Here is an 18,480-nt window from a genome sequence, read left to right on the forward strand (position 1 = left end):
GGGATCACACCGCCCTCATCAGCAGGGTCGCGGCGATGAGCACCGCCGTACCTCCGAACATGGAGACGGCGTACGAGCGGACGTAGCCGTTCTGGAGCTTGCGCAGGCGGCCGGAGAGGCCGCCGACGGAGGCGGCGGTGCCGTTGACCACGCCGTCGACGAGGGAGTGGTCGACGTAGACGAGCGAGCGGGTCAGATGCGTGCCGCCGCGGACGAAGACGACGTGGTTGAGGTCGTCCTGGAGCAGATCGCGGCGGGCCGCCCGGGTGAGCAGCGAGCCGCGCGGGGCGGTGACGGGGACGGGGCTCCGGCCGTACTGGAGGTAGGCGAGACCGACGCCGATCACCATGACGGCGACGGTGGCGGTGGTGATCGCCCCGGCGCCGATCGGCGGGTGTCCGTGCTCGAAGGCGGTGACGGGCTCCAGCCACTTCACGAACCGGTCGCCGACGCCGAAGACGCCGCCCGCGAAGACCGAGCCGAAGGCGAGGAGGATCATCGGGACCGTCATGGACTTCGGCGACTCGTGCGGGTGGGGCTCGTGGCCGTGCTCGTCGGGCTGCCAGCGCTTCTCGCCGAAGAAGGTCATCAGCATCACGCGGGTCATGTAGTACGCGGTGATGGCGGCGCCGAGGAGGGTGACCGCGCCGAGGATCCAGCCCTCGGTGCCGCCCTTGGCGAAGGCCGCCTCGATGATCTTGTCCTTGGAGAAGAAGCCGGAGAGGCCGGGGAAGCCGATGATGGCGAGGTAGCCGAGGCCGAAGGTGACGAAGGTGACCGGCATGTACTTTCGCAGGCCGCCGTACTTGCGCATGTCGACCTCGTCGTTCATGCCGTGCATGACGGAACCGGCGCCGAGGAAGAGCCCGGCCTTGAAGAAGCCGTGCGTCACCAGGTGCATGATGGCGAAGACGTAGCCGATCGGGCCGAGTCCGGCCGCCAGGATCATGTAGCCGATCTGCGACATCGTCGAGCCGGCCAGCGCCTTCTTGATGTCGTCCTTGGCGCAACCGACGATCGCACCGAAGAGGAGCGTGACCGCGCCGACCACGGTGACGACGACCTGGGCGTCCGGGGCGCCGTCGAAGACGGCGGCGGAGCGGACGATCAGATAGACGCCGGCGGTCACCATGGTGGCCGCGTGGATGAGGGCCGAGACCGGGGTCGGGCCCTCCATCGCGTCCCCGAGCCAGGACTGCAACGGCACCTGGGCCGACTTGCCGCAGGCGGCGAGGAGCAGCATCAGACCGATCGCGGTGAGCTTGCCCTCGCCCGCCTGACCGGCCGCGGGGAGCACCGAGCCGAAGGCGAAGGTGCCGAAGGTGGTGAACATCAGCATGATCGCGATGGAGAGGCCGATGTCGCCGACCCGGTTGACCAGGAAGGCCTTCTTGGCGGCGGTGGCCGCGCTGGGCTTGTGCTGCCAGAAGCCGATCAGGAGGTACGAGGCGAGGCCGACGCCCTCCCAGCCGAAGTACAGGAGGAGGTAGTTGTCGGCGAGGACGAGCAGGAGCATCGCCGCGACGAACAGGTTGAGGTAGCCGAAGAAGCGGCGGCGGCGCTCGTCGTGCTCCATGTAGCCGATGGAGTAGACGTGGATGAGGGTGCCGACCCCGCTGATCAGCAGGACGAAGGTCATCGACAGCTGGTCGAGCTGGAAGGCCATGTCCGCCTGGAAGCCCTCGACGGGGATCCAGGAGAAGAGCCGCTGGTGCAGGAGCCGGTCCTCGGCGCCCTTGCCGAGCATGTCGGCGAAGAGGACGAGGCCGAGGCCGAAGGAGACGGCCGCGAGCAGGGTGCCGATCCAGTGGCCGGACCGGTCGAGCCGCCGCCCGCCGCAGAGCAGGACGACCGCTCCGAGCAGGGGCGCCCCGACGAGCAGCGCAATCAGATTGTCCACAGTTCCGGCCCCTTACAGCTTCATCAGGCTGGCGTCGTCGACCGAGGCCGAGTGGCGGGCACGGAAGACGGACACGATGATCGCGAGCCCGACGACGACCTCCGCGGCGGCGACGACCATCGTGAAGAAGGCGATGACCTGGCCGTCGAGGTTTCCGTGCATGCGGGAGAAGGTGACGAACGCGAGGTTGCAGGCGTTGAGCATCAGCTCGACGCACATGAAGACCACGATCGCGTTGCGCCGGATCAGCACCCCGGTCGCACCGATGGTGAACAGCAGGGCGGCGAGATAGAGGTAGTTGACGGGGTTCACCGGGTGGCCTCCTCTTCGTCCCGGTCGCGGCCGAGCCGCTCCTGCGAGCGCTGCTCCAGGGCCTTGAGGTCGGCCAGCGCCTCGGGGGACACGTCCCGGATCTGGCCCCGCTTGCGCAGGGTGCCCATGACGGTCAGCTCGGCGGGGGTGCCGTCGGGCAGCAGTCCCGCGATGTCCACGGCGTTGTGCCGGGCGTAGACGCCGGGGGCGGGCAGCGGCGGTACGTGGACGCCCTCGCGGACGCGCTGCTCGGCCAGTTCCCGCTGGGTGCGGGCCCGTTCGGTGCGCTCGCGGTGGGTGAGCACCATCGCGCCGACGGTGGCGGTGATGAGGAGGGCGCCGGTGATCTCGAAGGCGAAGACGTACTTGGTGAAGATGAGGGCGGCGAGGCCCTCCACGTTCCCGCCGCGGGCGCTGTTGGCCGCGCCGAGGCCGGTGAACTCGGTCAGCGAGGCGTTCCCGATGCCGGCGGCGAGCAGGATGCCGAAGCCGAGGGCGCAGGCGACGGCCAGCCAGCGCTGGCCCTTGATGGTCTCCTTGAGGGAGTCCGCCGCCGTGACGCCGACGAGCATGACGACGAAGAGGAAGAGCATCATGATCGCGCCGGTGTAGACGACGATCTGGACGATGCCGAGGAAGTACGCCCCGTTGGCCAGGTAGAAGACCGCCAGGATGATCATGGTTCCGGCGAGGCAGAGCGCCGAGTGGACGGCCCGCCGCATCAGGATCGTGCAGAGGGCGCCGATGACGGCGACGGTGCCGAGGACCCAGAACTGGAACGCCTCGCCGGTGGAGGTCGCGTACGCCGCGAGGTTCGCGCTCACGCGTCCACCTCTTCCTGCTCGCCCGTCCCGCTCGTCTCGCCTGTCTCGCCCTTGGAGACGGCGACCTGGCGGACGGTGCCGGGCGCGGCTCCGTCGACCAGACCCCGGTAGTAGTCCTGCTCGGTCATGCCGGGGAAGATCGCGTGCGGGGTGTCGACCATCGTCTCTTCGAGTCCCGCGAGGAGCTGTTCCTTGGTGTAGATCAGGTTGGCCCGGGAGGAGTCGGCCAGCTCGAACTCGTTGGTCATCGTGAGCGCCCGGGTGGGGCAGGCCTCGATGCACAGTCCGCAGAGGATGCAGCGGGCGTAGTTGATCTGGTAGACGCGGCCGTACCGCTCACCGGGCGAGTACCGCTCCTCCTCGGTGTTGTCCGCGCCCTCCACGTAGATGGCGTCGGCGGGACAGGCCCAGGCGCACAGCTCGCAGCCGACGCACTTCTCAAGGCCGTCGGGGTGACGGTTGAGCTGGTGGCGGCCGTGGAAGCGGGGCGCCGTCGTCTTCGGCTGCTCCGGGTACTGCTCGGTCAGCCGCTTCTTGAACATGGCCTTGAAGGTCACGCCGAACCCGGCCACCGGATTCTGGAAGTCAGACACCGTCCGTCTCCTTTCCATCACTCGCAGTAGCGGTATCGGGGGCGCCACTGACAACGAGGTCCCGTTCGTGCCGCGGCCCGCGCCGGGGTACGGGCGGCAGGGACTGCCCGGGTTTGGGGGGTACGGGGAAGCCCCCGGCCATCGGGTCGAAGGCGGGTGCGGTCCCGGTCGCGTCGGTGGACTCGGCCTTCCGGTCGCGGAAGGCGTCGGCGACGAAGGAGAGCAGCAGCAGGGCGAGGACGGCTCCGGCGACGTACAGGACGATGCTGCCGAAGGCGATGTTCTCGTTGCGCAGCGCCCGGACGGTGGCGACCAGCATCAGCCAGACGACGGAGACCGGGATGAGGACCTTCCAGCCGAGCTTCATCAGCTGGTCGTAGCGGACGCGGGGCAGGGTGCCGCGGAGCCAGATGAAGAAGAAGAGGAGGAGCTGCACCTTGACGACGAACCAGAGCATCGGCCACCACCCGTGGTTCGCGCCCTCCCAGAAGGCCGAGATCGGGTACGGGGCCCGCCAGCCGCCCAGGAAGAGGGTGGCGGAGACGGCCGAGACCGTCACCATGTTCACGTATTCGGCGAGCATGAACATCGCGAACTTGATGGAGGAGTACTCGGTGTTGAAGCCGCCGACCAGGTCGCCCTCGGACTCCGGCATGTCGAAGGGGGCGCGGTTGGTCTCGCCGACCATGGTGACGATGTAGATGATGAAGGAGACCGGCAGCAGGATCACGAACCAGCGGTCCGCCTGCGCCTCGACGATCTTCGAGGTCGACATCGACCCGGAGTAGAGGAAGACGGAGGCGAAGGCGGCGCCCATGGCGATCTCGTAGGAGATCATCTGCGCGCAGGAGCGGAGTCCGCCGAGCAGCGGGTACGTGGAGCCGGAGGACCAGCCCGCGAGGACGATGCCGTAGATGCCGACGGAGGCGACCGCGAGGACGTACAGCATCGCGATCGGCAGGTCGGTGAGCTGCATCGCGGTGCGGTGGCCGAAGATCGAGACCTCGTTGCCCGCCGGGCCGAAGGGGATCACGGCGATGGCCATGAAGGCGGGGATGGCGGCGACGATCGGGGCGAGGACGTAGACGACCTTGTCGGCCTTGCGGACGATCACGTCCTCCTTGAGCATCAGCTTGATGCCGTCCGCGAGGGACTGAAGGAGGCCCCAGGGGCCGTGCCGGTTGGGGCCGACGCGCAGCTGCATCCAGGCGACGACCTTGCGCTCCCACACGATGGAGAAGAGCACGGTGACCATGAGGAAGGCGAAGCAGAAGACGGCCTTGACCAGGACCAGCCACCAGGGGTCGGTGCCGAACATGGACAGGTCTTCGGCGGCCAGCACGTTCGGGGTCATGCCTGCACCTCCTGGGGGGTCGCCGAACCGATGCGGACCAGGTCGCCGGGGTGGGCTCCGGTGTCGGAGAGGACGCCCCGTCCGGCCGAGTTGAGCGGCAGCCAGACGACCCGGTCGGGCATCTCGGTGACCTGGAGCGGGAAGGCGACGGAGCCGGCGGGGCCGGTGACCCGGAGGGTGTCGCCGTTCTTGACGCCGGTGTCGGCGGCGGTGGCGGCGGAGAGCCGGGCGACGGCCGCGTGCCGGGTTCCGGCGAGGGCGGTGTCGCCTTCCTGGAGGCGGCCGAGGTCGAGCAGGAGGCGGTGTCCGGCGAGGACGGCCTCTCCCTCTCCGGCCCGGGGCCCGCTCTGGCCGGGCTCGGAGGGCTCGGAGGCCCGGTCCTCGGTCCAGCCGCCGAGCCGGTCGAGTTCCCGGCGTACGGACTTGAGGTCGGGCAGTCCGAGGTGGCTGTCGAGGGCGTCGGCGAGCATGTGGAGGACGCGCGCGTCGGTGGGGGCGAGCGGCCGGGTCATCTGCTCGGGCTTGAGCGCGGCTTCGAACATGCGGGCCCTGCCCTCCCAGTCGAGGAAGGTGCCGGGCTTCTCGGCGACGGCGGCGACCGGGAGGACGACGTCGGCGCGTTCGGTGACCTCGCTCGGGCGCAGTTCGAGGGAGACGACGAAGGCCGCTTCGAGGGCGGTACGGGCGCGGGCCGGGTCCGGCAGGTCGGCGACCTCGACGGCGCCGACGAGCAGGGCGGCGAGTTCGCCGGTGACGGCGGCGTCGACGATCTGGCCGGTGTCGCGTCCGTAGCCCTGGGGGAGTTCGCGGACGCCCCAGACGGCGGCGACCTCCTCGCGGGCGCGGGGGTGGGTGGCGGGGCGTCCGCCGGGGAGGAGGGCGGGGAGCGCTCCCGCCTCGACGGCGCCGCGTTCTCCGGCGCGGCGCGGGATCCAGACGAGCCGGGCGCCGGTGGCGGCGGCGGTGCGCAGGGCGGCGGTGAGGGCGCCGGGGATTCCGGCGAGCCGTTCGCCGACGGCGATGACGGCGCCTTCCTCGCGGAGGGCGTCGGCGGCGGCGGGTCCCGCGCCTTCGAGGCCGACCCGGGAGCTGAGGGCGTCGAGCCATTCGGTCTCGGTGCCGGGGGCGGCGGGGAGCAGGGTGCCGCCGGTCTTCGTCAGGCCCCGGGTGGCGTGGGAGGCGACGGCGTAGGTGCGCTGGCCGTGCTTGCGCCAGGCCTTGCGGAGCCGCAGGAAGACGCCGGGGGCCTCCTCCTCGGCTTCGAGGCCGACGAGGAGGACGGCGGGGGCGGCTTCGAGGGAGGCGTAGGTGACTCCGGTGCCGTCGAGGTCCTTGCCGCGTCCGGCGACGGTGGAGGCGAGGAAGTCGGCCTCTTCGCCGGAGTGGACGCGGGCGCGGAAGTCGATGTCGTGGGTGCCGAGGGCGACCCGGGCGAACTTGGCGTACGCGTAGGAGTCCTCGACGGTCAGCCTGCCGCCGGTGAGGACGCCGGTGCGGCCCCTGACGAGTCCCCGGGCGGCGGCTTCGAGGGCCTCGGGCCAGGAGGCGGGCTCCAGTTCACCGGTGTCGGCGTTCCGTACGAGGGGGGTGGTGAGGCGGTCGCGCTGCTGGGCGTAGCGGAAGCCGAAGCGGCCCTTGTCGCAGATCCACTCCTCGTTGACCTCGGGGTCCTCGGCGGCGAGCCGTCGCATGACCTTGCCGCGCCGGTGGTCGGTGCGGGTGGCGCAGCCTCCGGCGCAGTGTTCGCAGACGGAGGGGGTGGAGACGAGGTCGAAGGGGCGGGAGCGGAAGCGGTAGGCGGCGGAGGTGAGGGCGCCGACGGGGCAGATCTGGATGGTGTTGCCGGAGAAGTACGACTCGAAGGGGTCGCCTTCGCCGGTGCCGACCTGCTGGAGTGCGCCGCGCTCGACGAGTTCGATCATCGGGTCGCCCGCGACCTGGTTGGAGAAGCGGGTGCAGCGGGCGCACAGGACGCAGCGCTCGCGGTCGAGGAGGACCTGGGTGGAGATGGCGAGGGGCTTCTCGTAGGTGCGCTTGACGCCGTCGAAGCGGGATTCGGCCTGTCCGTGGGACATGGCCTGGTTCTGGAGGGGGCATTCGCCGCCCTTGTCGCAGACGGGGCAGTCGAGCGGGTGGTTGACGAGGAGCAGCTCCATCACGCCGTGCTGGGCCTTCTCGGCCACGGCGCTGGTGAGCTGGGTCTTGACGACCATGCCGTCGGTGCAGGTGATGGTGCAGGAGGCCATGGGCTTGCGCTGGCCCTCGACTTCGACGATGCACTGGCGGCAGGCGCCCGCGGGGTCGAGGAGGGGGTGGTCGCAGAAGCGCGGGATCTCGATGCCGAGCTGTTCGGCGGCGCGGATGACCAGGGTCCCCTTGGGGACGGAGACGTCGATGCCGTCGATGGTCAGCGTGACGAGGTCGTCCGGCGGTACGGCCGGGGAGCCGCTGACGGACTGGGGCGCGACGGTCATGCGGTCACCTCCTTGTGGTTGTCCGCCCAGGCGGTCGACTTGGCCGGGTCGAAGGGGCAGCCCTTGCCCGTGATGTGCTGCTCGTACTCCTCGCGGAAGTACTTCAGGGAGGAGAAGATCGGCGAGGCGGCGCCGTCGCCGAGGGCGCAGAACGACTTGCCGTTGATGTTGTCGGCGATGTCGTTGAGCTTGTCGAGGTCGCTCATCACGCCCTTGCCCGCTTCGATGTCGCGAAGCAACTGGACGAGCCAGTAGGTGCCTTCGCGGCAGGGGGTGCACTTGCCGCAGGACTCGTGGGCGTAGAACTCGGTCCAGCGGGTGACGGCCCGGACCACGCAGGTGGTCTCGTCGAAGCACTGGAGCGCCTTGGTGCCGAGCATGGATCCGGCGGCGCCGACGCCTTCGTAGTCGAGGGGGACGTCGAGGTGTTCGGCGGTGAACATGGGGGTGGAGGAGCCGCCGGGGGTCCAGAACTTGAGGCGGTGGCCGGGGCGCATGCCGCCGCTCATGTCGAGGAGCTGGCGCAGGGTGATGCCGAGGGGTGCCTCGTACTGTCCGGGGGAGGTGACGTGCCCGGAGAGCGAGTAGAGGGTGAAGCCGGGTGACTTCTCGCTGCCCATCGAGGTGAACCATTCCTTGCCCCGGTTGAGGATGGCGGGAACGGAGGCGATGGACTCGACGTTGTTCACCACGGTGGGGCAGGCGTAGAGACCGGCGACCGCGGGGAAGGGGGGGCGCAGCCTGGGCTGGCCTCGGCGTCCTTCGAGCGAGTCGAGGAGGGCGGTCTCCTCGCCGCAGATGTACGCGCCGGCTCCGGCGTGCACGGTGAGTTCGAGGTCGAGTCCGCTGCCGAGGATGTTGGTGCCGAGGTATCCGGCGGCGTAGGCCTCGCGTACGGCCTCGTGGAGGCGGCGCAGGACGGGGACGACTTCGCCGCGCAGGTAGATGAAGGCGTGCTGGGAGCGGATCGCGTAGCAGGCGATCACGATGCCTTCGATGAGGGAGTGCGGGTTGGCGAAGAGGAGGGGGATGTCCTTGCAGGTGCCGGGTTCGGATTCGTCGGCGTTGACGACGAGGTAGTGCGGTTTGCCGTCGCCCTGGGGGATGAACTGCCACTTCATGCCGGTGGGGAAGCCCGCGCCGCCGCGTCCTCGGAGTCCGGACGCCTTGACGTAGGCGATGAGGTCGTCGGGGCTCATGGTGAGGGCGCGCTTGAGTCCCTGGTAGCCCTCGTGTCTCTCGTAGGTCTCCAGGGTCCAGGAGTCGGGCTGGTCCCAGAAGGCCGAGAGGACGGGGGAAAGGAGCTTCTCGGGGCTGGTGTTGCCGATTTCTGCGGTCAAGGTCATCACTCCCCCTCCTGTCCGGAGGTCTCCGCGCGCGGGTGGACGATTCGGTGGCGGCTCTGCTCGCCCTTGGCGAGGCGGAGTCCGACGAGTGAGGCGGGACCGGCGCCGCCGGTGGCCTCGACGGCGCCGGGGCGCTCGTCGGGGAAGCCCGCGAGGATGCGGGCGGTCTCCTTGAAGGTGCAGAGCGGGGCGCCCCGGGTGGGTTCGACGGTGCGTCCGGCTCGCAGGTCGTCGACCATCCTGCGGGCGGACTCGGGGGTCTGGTTGTCGAAGAACTCCCAGTTGACCATCACCACGGGGGCGAAGTCGCAGGCCGCGTTGCACTCGATGTGTTCGAGGGTGATCTTGCCGTCCTCGGTGGTGCCCTCGTTGCCGACGCCGAGGTGTTCCTTGAGGTCCTCGAAGATGGCGTCGCCGCCCATGACGGCGCAGAGCGTGTTGGTGCAGACGCCGACCTGGTAGTCGCCGGAGGGGCGGCGGCGGTACATGGTGTAGAAGGTGGCGACGGCGGTGACCTCGGCGGTGGTCAGGCCGAGGGTCTCGGCGCAGAACGCCATGCCGGTGCGGGTGACGTGCCCTTCCTCCGACTGCACGAGGTGGAGCATCGGCAGCAGGGCGGAGCGGGAGTCGGGGTAGCGGTCGATGATGGCCCGCGCGTCCTCGGTGAGGCGGGCGTGCGTCTCGGCGGGGTAGGCGGGGGCGGGGAGCTGGGGCATGCCCAGGCTGATCTGGTCGGTCATCGGTCGACGCCTCCCATCACGGGGTCGATGGAGGCGACGGCGACGATGACGTCGGCGACCTGGCCGCCCTCGCACATCGCGGCCATGGCCTGGAGGTTGGTGAAGGACGGGTCGCGGAAGTGGACCCGGAAGGGGCGGGTGCCGCCGTCGGAGACGACGTGGACGCCGAGTTCGCCCTTGGGGGATTCGACGGCCGCGTAGACCTGTCCGGCGGGGACCCGGAAGCCTTCGGTGACCAGCTTGAAGTGGTGGATCAGGGCTTCCATGGAGGTGCCCATGATCTTCTTGATGTGGTCGGGCGAGTTGCCGAGGCCGTCGGTGCCGAGGGCGAGTTGGGCGGGCCAGGCGATCTTCTTGTCGGCGACCATGACGGCGCCGGGCTCCAGCCGGTCGAGGCACTGTTCGACGATGCGGAGGGACTGGCGCATCTCCTCCAGGCGGACGAGGAAGCGTCCGTAGGAGTCGCAGCTGTCGGTGGTGGGGACCTCGAAGTCGTAGTTCTCGTAGCCGCAGTAGGGGTCGGTCTTGCGCAGGTCGTGCGGAAGCCCGGCGGAGCGCAGGATGGGTCCGGTGGCGCCGAGGGCCATGCAGCCGGTGAGGTCGAGGTAGCCGACGTCCTGCATGCGGGCCTTGAAGATGGGGTTGCCGGTGGCGAGCTTGTCGTACTCCGGCAGGTTCTTCTTCATGGTCTTGACGAACTCGCGCAGGGCGTCGACGGCGCCGGGCGGGAGGTCCTGGGCGAGGCCGCCGGGGCGGATGAAGGCGTGGTTCATGCGCAGGCCGGTAATCAGCTCGTACAGGTCCAGGATCATCTCGCGGTCCCGGAAGCCGTAGATCATGATCGTGGTGGCGCCCAGCTCCATGCCTCCGGTGGCGATGCACACCAGGTGGGAGGAGAGCCGGTTCAGCTCCATGAGCAGGACGCGGATGACGCTGGCGCGGTCCGGGATCTGGTCGGTGATGCCGAGGAGCTTCTCCACGCCGAGGCAGTACGCCGTCTCGTTGTAGAACGAGGTGAGGTAGTCCATGCGGGTGACGAAGGTGGTGCCCTGGGTCCAGGTCCGGTATTCGAGGTTCTTCTCGATGCCGGTGTGGAGGTAGCCGATGCCGCAGCGGGCTTCGGTGACGGTCTCGCCGTCGATCTCCAGGATGAGCCGGAGCACGCCGTGGGTGGAGGGGTGCTGGGGGCCCATGTTGACGATGATGCGTTCGTCGTCGGCCTTGGCCGCCGACTGGACGACCTCTTCCCAGTCGCCGCCGGTCACCGTGTAGACGGCGCCTTCTGTCGTCTCCCGGGGAGACGTAGGGGACGTGGTCATCAGCTGTACGACCTCCGCTGGTCCGGAGCCGGGATCTGGGCGCCCTTGTACTCGATGGCGATGCCGCCGAGGGGGTAGTCCTTGCGCTGCGGGTGGCCCTGCCAGTCGTCCGGCATCATGATCCGGGTGAGGGCGGGGTGGCCGTCGAAGACGATGCCGAAGAAGTCGTACGTCTCGCGCTCGTGCCAGTCGTTCGTCGGGTAGACGCTCACGAGTGACGGGATGTGCGGGTCGCCGTCGGGGGCGGAGACCTCCAGGCGGAGCAGCCTGCCGTGGGTGAGCGAGCGCAGGTGGTAGACGGCGTGCAGCTCGCGGCCCTTGTCGCCGGGGTAGTGGACGCCGGAGACGCCGGTGCAGAGTTCGAAGCGGAGCGCCGGGTCGTCGCGGAGGGTGCGGGCGACGCGCGGGAGGTGCTCGCGCTCGATGTGGAAGGTCAGCTCGCCCCGGTCGACGACGGTCTTCTCGATGGCGTTCGCCGGGAGGAGGCCCTGCTCCTCCAAGGCGCCTTCGAGTTCGTCGGCGACTTCGTCGAACCAGCCGCCGTAGGGGCGGGAGGCGGCGCCGGGGAGCCGGACGGAGCGGACGAGTCCGCCGTATCCGGTGGTGTCGCCGCCGTTGTTCGCGCCGAACATGCCGCGCTGGACGCGGACCTCCTCGCCGTGCTCGCCGCGCTGGCCCGGCAGGTTCTGCGCGCTGAGGTCCTTCTCGGGGTTGGGTGTCTCGTCGCTCAACGAAGCAGACCCTTCAGCTCGATGGTGGGCAGCGCCTTCAGCGCGGCTTCCTCCGCTTCCCGGGCCGCTTCCTCGGCGTTCACGCCGAGCTTGGAGCTCTGGATCTTCTGGTGGAGCTTGAGGATCGCGTCGAGCAGCATCTCCGGCCTGGGCGGACACCCGGGCAGGTAGATGTCGACCGGGACGATGTGGTCGACGCCCTGGACGATCGCGTAGTTGTTGAACATGCCGCCCGAGGAGGCGCAGACGCCCATGGAGATGACCCACTTGGGGTTGGGCATCTGGTCGTAGACCTGGCGCAGGACGGGGGCCATCTTCTGGCTGACCCGGCCGGCCACGATCATCAGGTCGGCCTGGCGCGGCGAGCCGCGGAAGACCTCCATGCCGAAGCGGGCCAGGTCGTACCGGCCGGCTCCGGTGGTCATCATCTCGATGGCGCAGCAGGCGAGGCCGAAGGTCGCGGGGAACACGGACGCCTTGCGCACCCAGCCCGCGGCCTGTTCGACGGTCGTCAGCAGAAAGCCGCTCGGGAGTTTCTCTTCGAGTCCCATAGGTGCCCCTCAGCCCCTCAGTCCCATTCCAGGCCGCCGCGACGCCACACATAGGCGTAGGCGACGAAGACGGTGAGCACGAAGAGCAGCATCTCCACGAGCCCGAAAAGCCCCAGGGCGTCGAAGGTGACGGCCCAGGGGTAGAGGAAGACGATCTCGATGTCGAAGACGATGAAGAGCATCGCCGTCAGGTAGTACTTGATCGGGAAGCGGCCGCCGCCGGCGGGAGTGGGCGTCGGTTCGATGCCGCACTCGTACGCCTCTAGTTTTGCCCTGTTGTACCGCTTTGGCCCGATAAGCGTGGCCATGACCACGGAGAAGATCGCAAACCCCGCACCCAGGGCACCGAGCACGAGGACGGGCGCGTACGCATTCACGCTCCTCGCTCCTTCCAGTCGTCCTTGACCGTTGGACCGCACGGCCGGACCTGAAAGATCGCCCCCATGTGAGGCAGTTCACAAGCCCGGCTGCCCCGCATCTTATGCCTGCCCCTCTGTGATCTGCGACACGGGGTACGCCAACGAGTTTGTGATCTCCACCACCTGACGAAGGATCATGAAGTCGGATGAGCGGTGATCTTGTCGCGCGAAGCGCACAAGTGATCACCAGATGTGACATCCAGACTGGTTTCCGCTGCTCGGAGGGGGTGTCGCACTATCAAGTGCTGCTCAGTACAAGCAAATTCGCGGTGGACGCGTTCGAGTGGTAAGGGATTCGGCCATCGCCCGGCCGGGAGGAGCGTCGCGGCCCGGTGGGCGTGTGCGCGTCCTCGCGAGTCCCCGTCAGATGAAAATGTGACCTGCGCCACTACCCCGAGGGCTGGAATAAGCGGGGCTTGGCCATCGGAGTCAAGAGGTGGTAAGCGTCGGGCAATTCGGACGTTTCAGCGAAAACCCATGATCAAGGCCGGGTTACACCCCGTCCGCTTTGTCCGTTACGGCGTCAATAAGGGCGCCAAAGAAGCGGATTCAGAGGTTCCGGACGTAACTGTGGCGCAACCCACGTTTCTTGAAGGGAACCGTGTACCCCTGATAGCGGTTGTACCCATGTCCCACACCGCTCACATAACCAGCCACCGGAAGCCCCGCCGCAGCGCCTCGTCGATCGCGCTGCGCGCCGGAGTCGCCGGTGGCGTCCTCGGCACCATCGCGGTGGCCGCCGCCGCCGGGCCGGCCAATGCCGAGCCGGTGACCGAGACCATCGAAATGCCCACCCTGGGCTCCCTGGAGACCGGTGCGGACCTGGCCGGCGCCGTCGCCGCCTCCGCCGAGGCCTCCCAGCAGGAGGCGCTCGACCAGAGCCTCGCCACGCAGGAGCACTCGGCCCTCCTCAAGGCCGCCAAGGAAGCCAAGACCGCCAAGGCCGAGGCCGACCGCAAGGCCGCCGCCGAGCGCGCCGAGAAGGCCCGCCTCAAGGCCGAGCAGGAGCGCAAGGACCGCGAGGAGGCCGCCGCCCGCGCCTCCCGCGACACCGTGCGCACGCAGCTCACGAGCAACTCCGGCGGCTCCTCCACGTACGCGTCGCCCTCTTCTTCCTCGTCGTCCTCTTCGTCGTCGAATTCTTCGTCGTCGTCGTCGAACGGCGGTGGTTCCTCCACGAGCGGTGAGACCACCACCCAGGCCCCCTCCGGCAACACCGCCGCGATCGTGGCCTTCGCCCGCGCCCAGATCGGCGACTCGTACGTCACCGGCGGCACCGGCCCCAACTCCTGGGACTGCTCGGGCCTCGTCCAGGCCGCCTACCGCCAGGCCGGGATCGACCTGCCCCGCATCTCGTACCAGCAGTCGAGCATGGGCAGCTCCGTCTCCCTGAGCAGCCTTCAGCCGGGCGACATCCTCTACTGGGGCAGCCGCAGCGGCTCGTACCACGTCGCCATCTACGTCGGCGGCGGCAAGTACGTCGGCGCGCAGAACTCCTCGACCGGTGTCGTCGAGCGCTCCCTGGACTGGGACATGCCCTCGGGCGCCGTCCGCATCCTCTGAGCGGACCCCGCAGCACCACCACGCGGAACGCACCACCACGCCGAAGGGCCGTCACTCCACGCGGGAGCGACGGCCCTTCGGCGTATCCGGACGGCCCCTCAGCGGCGCAGTGCCTCCGCGGGCTGGATGCGGGAGGCGCGCCAGGCCGGGTAGAGGCCCGCGACGACCCCCGTGACCAGGCCGACGGCCGGGGCGGCGACCACCGTGCCGGTGTGCATGACCGGGGTCCAGTCCCGGATCAGGGCCACCACGATCACCGTGCACACCCCGAGCGCCGTGCCGACGAGACCGCCCACCGCACCCAGCGCCCCCGACTCCGTGAGGAACTGGACGGTGATGTGCCGGCCCCGGGCGCCGAGCGCGCGCCGCAGACCGATCTCCCCGGTCCGTTCCAGGACGGCGACGAGCGTGGTGTTGGCGATGCCGACCGCGCCGATGACCAGACAGATCGCCGCGAGGAGCAGGAACAGCTGGTCGAGGTCGTGGGTCACGCCCGCGCGCAGCGCCTTGGGGTCCGGTGGCGGAACGGCCTTCAGATACTCGGGGTGGTCAGGACGCAGGGCGGTCGGCGCCTCCCGGGCGATCTGGGCGGCGGCGCCCGTCGCCGTGGTGATCAGCATCTTCGCGTCGCCCTGCTGCGCCGGCCCCCACAGCTTCTCGGCGGTCGTCCTCGGCACCGTCACCGACATCAGGACGTCGGCCCTGCGCTGGACGTCGTCGATGATTCCGGCGACGGTGAAGGGCTCGTCCCCGATGAAGACGGCGGGCCGGGTCTCCAGGGTCGTGATGCCGAGCCGGGCGGCGACGGACTTGCCGAGGACCGCGACCGGCTGTCCCGTACGGGAGGTGAACTCGTCGTACAAGCGCCCCTGGGCCAGGGTCGGCGCCGCCGCCCGCAGGACTCCGGGGGAGGCGGCGACGACGTCGATCCGTTCGCTGCCTCCGCCGCCGTCGCCGACCGGGGCGGAGCGGACGGCGGTGCCGGGGGCCAGCCGGACCGGCCAGTAGACCCCGGCCGCCTCGACGCCGCCGAGCCGTTCGATCCGGGCGTCCGCGTCCGCCGGGAAGGCGGGGTCGGCGAACTCGTTCTGCTCGTGGGCGATGTCCTCGACGGTCACCTCGGTGGCCGTGAGCAGGTTGAACCGCGCGTCGATCTGCGAGGAGGTGGTGGCGGTCAGGCCGAGGATCGCCACGAAGGTGCCGACGCCGAGGACCGTGCCGAGCGCGGTGAGGACCGAGCGTCCGGGCCGCTGGAGCATTCCGGCGACGGCTTCGGAGAGGACGTCACGGGTGGTCAGCCGGGAGGGCTCGACGAGCCGGCTCCGCTTGCGGGCGCGCGGTGGTTTCGGCGGGGTGGCGGCCAGGGTCTCCGTCGGGGAGCCGTCCGCCGGGGCGTGGGCCGGGGGGTCCACCCGGGAGGGCTCGTTCTTCGGGGGCCGTCTCATCGTCGTCCCTCCCCCGCCGTCTCGCTCAGGACGCCGTCGCGGATCGTCACCGTCCGCAGGCCGCGTCGCGCGACCTCCGCGTCATGGGTGATCACCACGATCGTCATCCCGGAGGCGTGCAGTTCGCCGAGGAGGTCGAGGACCGATCCGGCGTTGTCCGAGTCGAGGTTGCCGGTCGGCTCGTCGCAGAGCAGCAGCGAGGGGCGGCCGGCCAGGGCGCGGGCGATGGCCACCCGCTGGCGTTCGCCGCCGGAGAGCCGGCCGGGCAGGGCGTCGGCCCGGTGGGCGAGCCCGACCCGTTCGAGGGCGGTACGGGCACGGGCGCGGCGCTCGGCCCGGGGCACCGCCGAGTAGACCATCGACAGCATGACGTTCTCCGTGGCGCTGCGGTGCGGCAGGAGGTGGAAGGACTGGAAGACGAAGCCGATGCGGCGGCCACGCAGCGCGGTCCGCTCCCCGTCGCGGAGCGACGCCGTGTCGATGCCGTCCAGGAGGTACGTGCCCCCGGTGGGCGCGTCGAGCAGTCCGGCGACGTTCAGGAAGGTCGACTTGCCGGAGCCGGAGGGCCCGACCACGGTGATGAACTCCCCTCTGCGCACGGTCAGTTCGCAGGGGCGCAGGGCGGTGACGGGGGGCGGCCCGGGGTAGGTGAGGCTCACCGCGCGGAAGGCGATGACCGGGGTGTCCTGGTCGTTCACGGCGACCCCTGGGGGGTGACCGGGGCAGGGGCCGCCGCCGCGCCCGGGTTCACCCCGGTGACCACCTCGTCGCCTTCCTTGAGCACGCCCTCGGCGGTGGGGACGACCTCCACGAAGCCGTCGCCGGTGGTGCCGGTGCGGACCTCGACGCGTTCCTGCCGTCCGGTGCCGTCGACGGTGGTGACGACGGTCCGGCCGTCGACTCCGGCGGAGACGGCGGTGATCGGGACGACGAGGGCCTTGCCGTCGGTGGAGGCGGCTTCGATGGTGAGGCGGATCTCCTGTCCGGCGAGGGCCGAGGGGAGTTCGCGGGTGGGTTCGACGGTGAAGAGGTAGCCGACGGCGCCGTTGCCCGGGGCCGCGTCCCCTCCCCCGCCGGAGCCGTCGCCGCCGTCCGGTCCCTGGGGGCCGTTCTGCTGGTCCTGCCGGGAGGGGGTGTCGGCGACCGAGACGACCCGGCCGGCCGTCTCCTGTCCGGTGCTCTCCGCGAGGAGCCGTACCTTCTGTCCGGCGCGGACCATGCCCTTCTGGTGGTCCTGGAGGTAGCCCTGGGCCATCAGTTTTCCGGAGGAGAGGGTCATGGCCGTGCCGGAGAGCTGTCCTCCGGTGCGGGCGGTGACGGTGGCGACGCGGGCGGGGAAGGCCCGTACGAAGACGACTTCGGCCGCCGGGACCATGGGCCCGGCCGCCGCACGGGCCTCCGCGAGGGTCTCGCGGGCGGTGGCGAGGTCTTCGGCGGCCCGGTCGCGGGCCTTCTCCAGCGGCTTCACCTGGGCGGGGTCGGTGTTGGCCGCGAGGGCGTCGCGGGCGTCGTCGGCGGCCCGTTCGGCTCCAGTGACGGACGCCTTCGCGCCGTCCACGGCCGCGCCGTCGTCGTCGACGGCGGGCCGGGGGTCGTAGCCGATGGAGGCGTAGAAGTCCTCGACGGCGTTCTTGGTGCCGGGGCCGAAGGTGCCCTTGGCGTCGCCGCCCCGGCCGTGGCCGAGGTCGGCGAGGGCGCGCTGGAGCTGCTTCACGTCGTCGCCGGTGGCGCCGGGCTTGAGGTCCCGGTAGACGGGGAGGCTGCCGGGCAGGACGAAGACGGGACGTCCGGAGACCTCCATGAGGACCTTGCCGGAGCGGACCGCGTCGCCGCTCTTCACGGAGACCTTGGTGACGACGGGGGCGGAGCCGCCCTCGCCGCCCGCCGCGACGGGGGCGACCTGGAGGGTCTGACCGGCCGCGACGGTGCCGCGCAGGACGACGGTCTCGGCGAGGACCCGGTTCTCGACGCGGGCGACGAGCACGTCCTGCGGCGGCGGTTCGGCGTCGGCGGCGAGCTGGGCCGGGGACCGGATGAGCGAGGTGGCCGCCACTCCCGCACCGGTGAGGGCGACCGCCCCTGCGACGAGGACGGCGACCCAGACGCGGCGCCGGAACATCCGGGCGTGGACGGCGTCGCGGGCGGGGGTGCCGGGGGTGCCGGGGGCCTCCGGCGTACGGAGCGCGATGCCGCCGGAAGTGCCGGAAATCCCCGCCGTACCGGGCGCGATGCCGTCAGAAGCGCCGGGTGTCTCCGCCGTACCGAGCGCGGCGCCGCCCGAAGCGCCGGAAATCCCCGCCGTACCGGGCGCGATGCCGTCAGCCACCGACGACCGTCCCGCTCTCGGCCTGTCCGGCGGTCGGGTCGCACGCCTTCAGGGCGGCGATCACCTGGGGGTCGCTCTTGACCTTGTCGGCGATCGGGCCTTCGAGGGGGGTGTCGCCGGTCGTCGGGTCGGGGTCCGGGTAGTCGCCGACGCCCTTGGCGCGGACGCAGACGGCGTGCTTCCTCGCCGCTTCGACGCGGTCCGGGGCGGCGGTGGGCCGGGTGGGCAGCTTCGCGGCGCAGGTCCTCTCCGCCGAGGTGACGGCCTCGCCGGTGTTGGCGTCCTTGTCGACGCGCTTCTGCCCGCCGACGTCCTGGAGCTTGAGGCCCTGGGCGCCGAGGCAGTCGTAGTACGCGGCCCAGACGGCCGGGTCCTGCGAGGCGCCCGACGAGGGGGCCGGGCCGGGGGCGGGGGCGGCGCTGCTCGGTGTGGCCGGGGCCGCGCTGTCCCCTTCGCTCGCACACCCCCCGAGCCCGAGGGCGAGGAGCAGTACGGGAACGGCCATGAGGCGTCTCATCAGAAACGGTCCTTCCGACGGGGAGTCCCGTCACGGGGCGTCACGGAAAAGCGCGGGAGGGGGCAG

Annotated in this window: 17 protein-coding genes; 1 reads left to right on the forward strand and 16 read right to left on the reverse strand. The window is 70.6% G+C overall.

Annotated features, from left to right (window positions below; genetic code table 11):
* Positions 1-4 precede the first annotated feature (4 nt).
* The 12 genes from nuoL to BU197_RS01610 are packed head-to-tail and all read right to left on the reverse strand — an operon-like array spanning position 5 to position 12,521.
* A complete protein-coding gene (gene nuoL, locus BU197_RS01555; RefSeq protein WP_188266322.1) occupies positions 5-1,900 on the reverse strand; it encodes an NADH-quinone oxidoreductase subunit L in 1,896 nt (631 codons plus the stop codon).
* 12 nt (positions 1,901-1,912) lie between these two features.
* Positions 1,913-2,212 (reverse strand): NADH-quinone oxidoreductase subunit NuoK, encoded by a 300-nt coding sequence (gene nuoK / locus BU197_RS01560; protein WP_188266323.1) that lies wholly within the window; start codon positions 2,210-2,212, stop codon positions 1,913-1,915.
* On the reverse strand, positions 2,209-3,036 hold the full coding sequence (locus BU197_RS01565; protein ID WP_188266324.1) for an NADH-quinone oxidoreductase subunit J: 828 nt from the start codon (positions 3,034-3,036) through the stop codon (positions 2,209-2,211). Before BU197_RS01565 ends, nuoK begins: the two co-directional genes overlap by 4 nt.
* The gene (gene nuoI, locus BU197_RS01570; protein ID WP_188266325.1) at positions 3,033-3,647 is read right to left on the reverse strand and encodes an NADH-quinone oxidoreductase subunit NuoI; all 615 of its coding nucleotides are present in this window, start codon (positions 3,645-3,647) and stop codon (positions 3,033-3,035) included. The genes BU197_RS01565 and nuoI overlap by 4 nt, the downstream gene beginning before the upstream one ends.
* Positions 3,622-4,983, reverse strand: coding sequence for an NADH-quinone oxidoreductase subunit NuoH (gene nuoH, locus BU197_RS01575; protein WP_188266326.1), 1,362 nt, complete (start codon positions 4,981-4,983; stop codon positions 3,622-3,624). The genes nuoI and nuoH overlap by 26 nt, the downstream gene beginning before the upstream one ends.
* Positions 4,980-7,457 carry an NADH-quinone oxidoreductase subunit G gene (locus BU197_RS01580; protein WP_188266327.1) on the reverse strand — a complete coding sequence of 826 codons (2,478 nt, stop codon included), beginning with the start codon at positions 7,455-7,457 and terminating at the stop codon, positions 4,980-4,982. The genes nuoH and BU197_RS01580 overlap by 4 nt, the downstream gene beginning before the upstream one ends.
* The gene (nuoF, locus tag BU197_RS01585; RefSeq protein ID WP_188266328.1) at positions 7,454-8,803 is read right to left on the reverse strand and encodes an NADH-quinone oxidoreductase subunit NuoF; all 1,350 of its coding nucleotides are present in this window, start codon (positions 8,801-8,803) and stop codon (positions 7,454-7,456) included. Before nuoF ends, BU197_RS01580 begins: the two co-directional genes overlap by 4 nt.
* Positions 8,803-9,543 (reverse strand): NADH-quinone oxidoreductase subunit NuoE, encoded by a 741-nt coding sequence (nuoE, locus tag BU197_RS01590; protein ID WP_188266329.1) that lies wholly within the window; start codon positions 9,541-9,543, stop codon positions 8,803-8,805. Before nuoE ends, nuoF begins: the two co-directional genes overlap by 1 nt.
* Complete coding sequence (locus BU197_RS01595) at positions 9,540-10,862, reverse strand: NADH-quinone oxidoreductase subunit D (protein ID WP_188266330.1); 1,323 nt, start codon at positions 10,860-10,862, stop codon at positions 9,540-9,542. The genes nuoE and BU197_RS01595 overlap by 4 nt, the downstream gene beginning before the upstream one ends.
* A complete protein-coding gene (locus BU197_RS01600; RefSeq protein WP_188266331.1) occupies positions 10,862-11,593 on the reverse strand; it encodes an NADH-quinone oxidoreductase subunit C in 732 nt (243 codons plus the stop codon). Before BU197_RS01600 ends, BU197_RS01595 begins: the two co-directional genes overlap by 1 nt.
* A complete protein-coding gene (locus tag BU197_RS01605; RefSeq protein WP_030318842.1) occupies positions 11,590-12,144 on the reverse strand; it encodes a NuoB/complex I 20 kDa subunit family protein in 555 nt (184 codons plus the stop codon). Before BU197_RS01605 ends, BU197_RS01600 begins: the two co-directional genes overlap by 4 nt.
* Positions 12,145-12,161: 17 nt before the next feature.
* On the reverse strand, positions 12,162-12,521 hold the full coding sequence (locus BU197_RS01610) for an NADH-quinone oxidoreductase subunit A (protein ID WP_019888619.1): 360 nt from the start codon (positions 12,519-12,521) through the stop codon (positions 12,162-12,164).
* A 669-nt stretch (positions 12,522-13,190) separates the two neighbouring features.
* On the opposite strand from BU197_RS01610, the gene BU197_RS01615 reads away from it, so the two are divergent.
* Positions 13,191-14,126, forward strand: a complete 936-nt coding sequence (locus BU197_RS01615) for a C40 family peptidase (RefSeq protein WP_188266332.1) — start codon at positions 13,191-13,193, stop codon at positions 14,124-14,126.
* Positions 14,127-14,224: 98 nt separating this feature from the next.
* On the opposite strand, the gene BU197_RS01620 is transcribed toward BU197_RS01615, so the two are convergent.
* The 4 genes from BU197_RS01620 to BU197_RS01635 are packed head-to-tail and all read right to left on the reverse strand — an operon-like array spanning position 14,225 to position 18,414.
* A complete protein-coding gene (locus BU197_RS01620) occupies positions 14,225-15,571 on the reverse strand; it encodes an ABC transporter permease (RefSeq protein ID WP_188266333.1) in 1,347 nt (448 codons plus the stop codon).
* Positions 15,568-16,269 (reverse strand): ABC transporter ATP-binding protein, encoded by a 702-nt coding sequence (locus BU197_RS01625; protein WP_188266334.1) that lies wholly within the window; start codon positions 16,267-16,269, stop codon positions 15,568-15,570. Before BU197_RS01625 ends, BU197_RS01620 begins: the two co-directional genes overlap by 4 nt.
* Complete coding sequence (locus tag BU197_RS01630) at positions 16,266-17,897, reverse strand: peptidoglycan-binding domain-containing protein (RefSeq protein WP_317452072.1); 1,632 nt, start codon at positions 17,895-17,897, stop codon at positions 16,266-16,268. The genes BU197_RS01625 and BU197_RS01630 overlap by 4 nt, the downstream gene beginning before the upstream one ends.
* Entirely contained in the window at positions 17,890-18,414 is a 525-nt protein-coding gene (locus BU197_RS01635; protein ID WP_188266335.1) for a hypothetical protein, read from the reverse strand. Before BU197_RS01635 ends, BU197_RS01630 begins: the two co-directional genes overlap by 8 nt.
* Positions 18,415-18,480 lie beyond the last annotated feature (66 nt).

Source organism: Streptomyces sp. CBMA291, from assembly GCF_014596525.1.
In the GTDB taxonomy this organism is placed as follows: domain Bacteria; phylum Actinomycetota; class Actinomycetes; order Streptomycetales; family Streptomycetaceae; genus Streptomyces.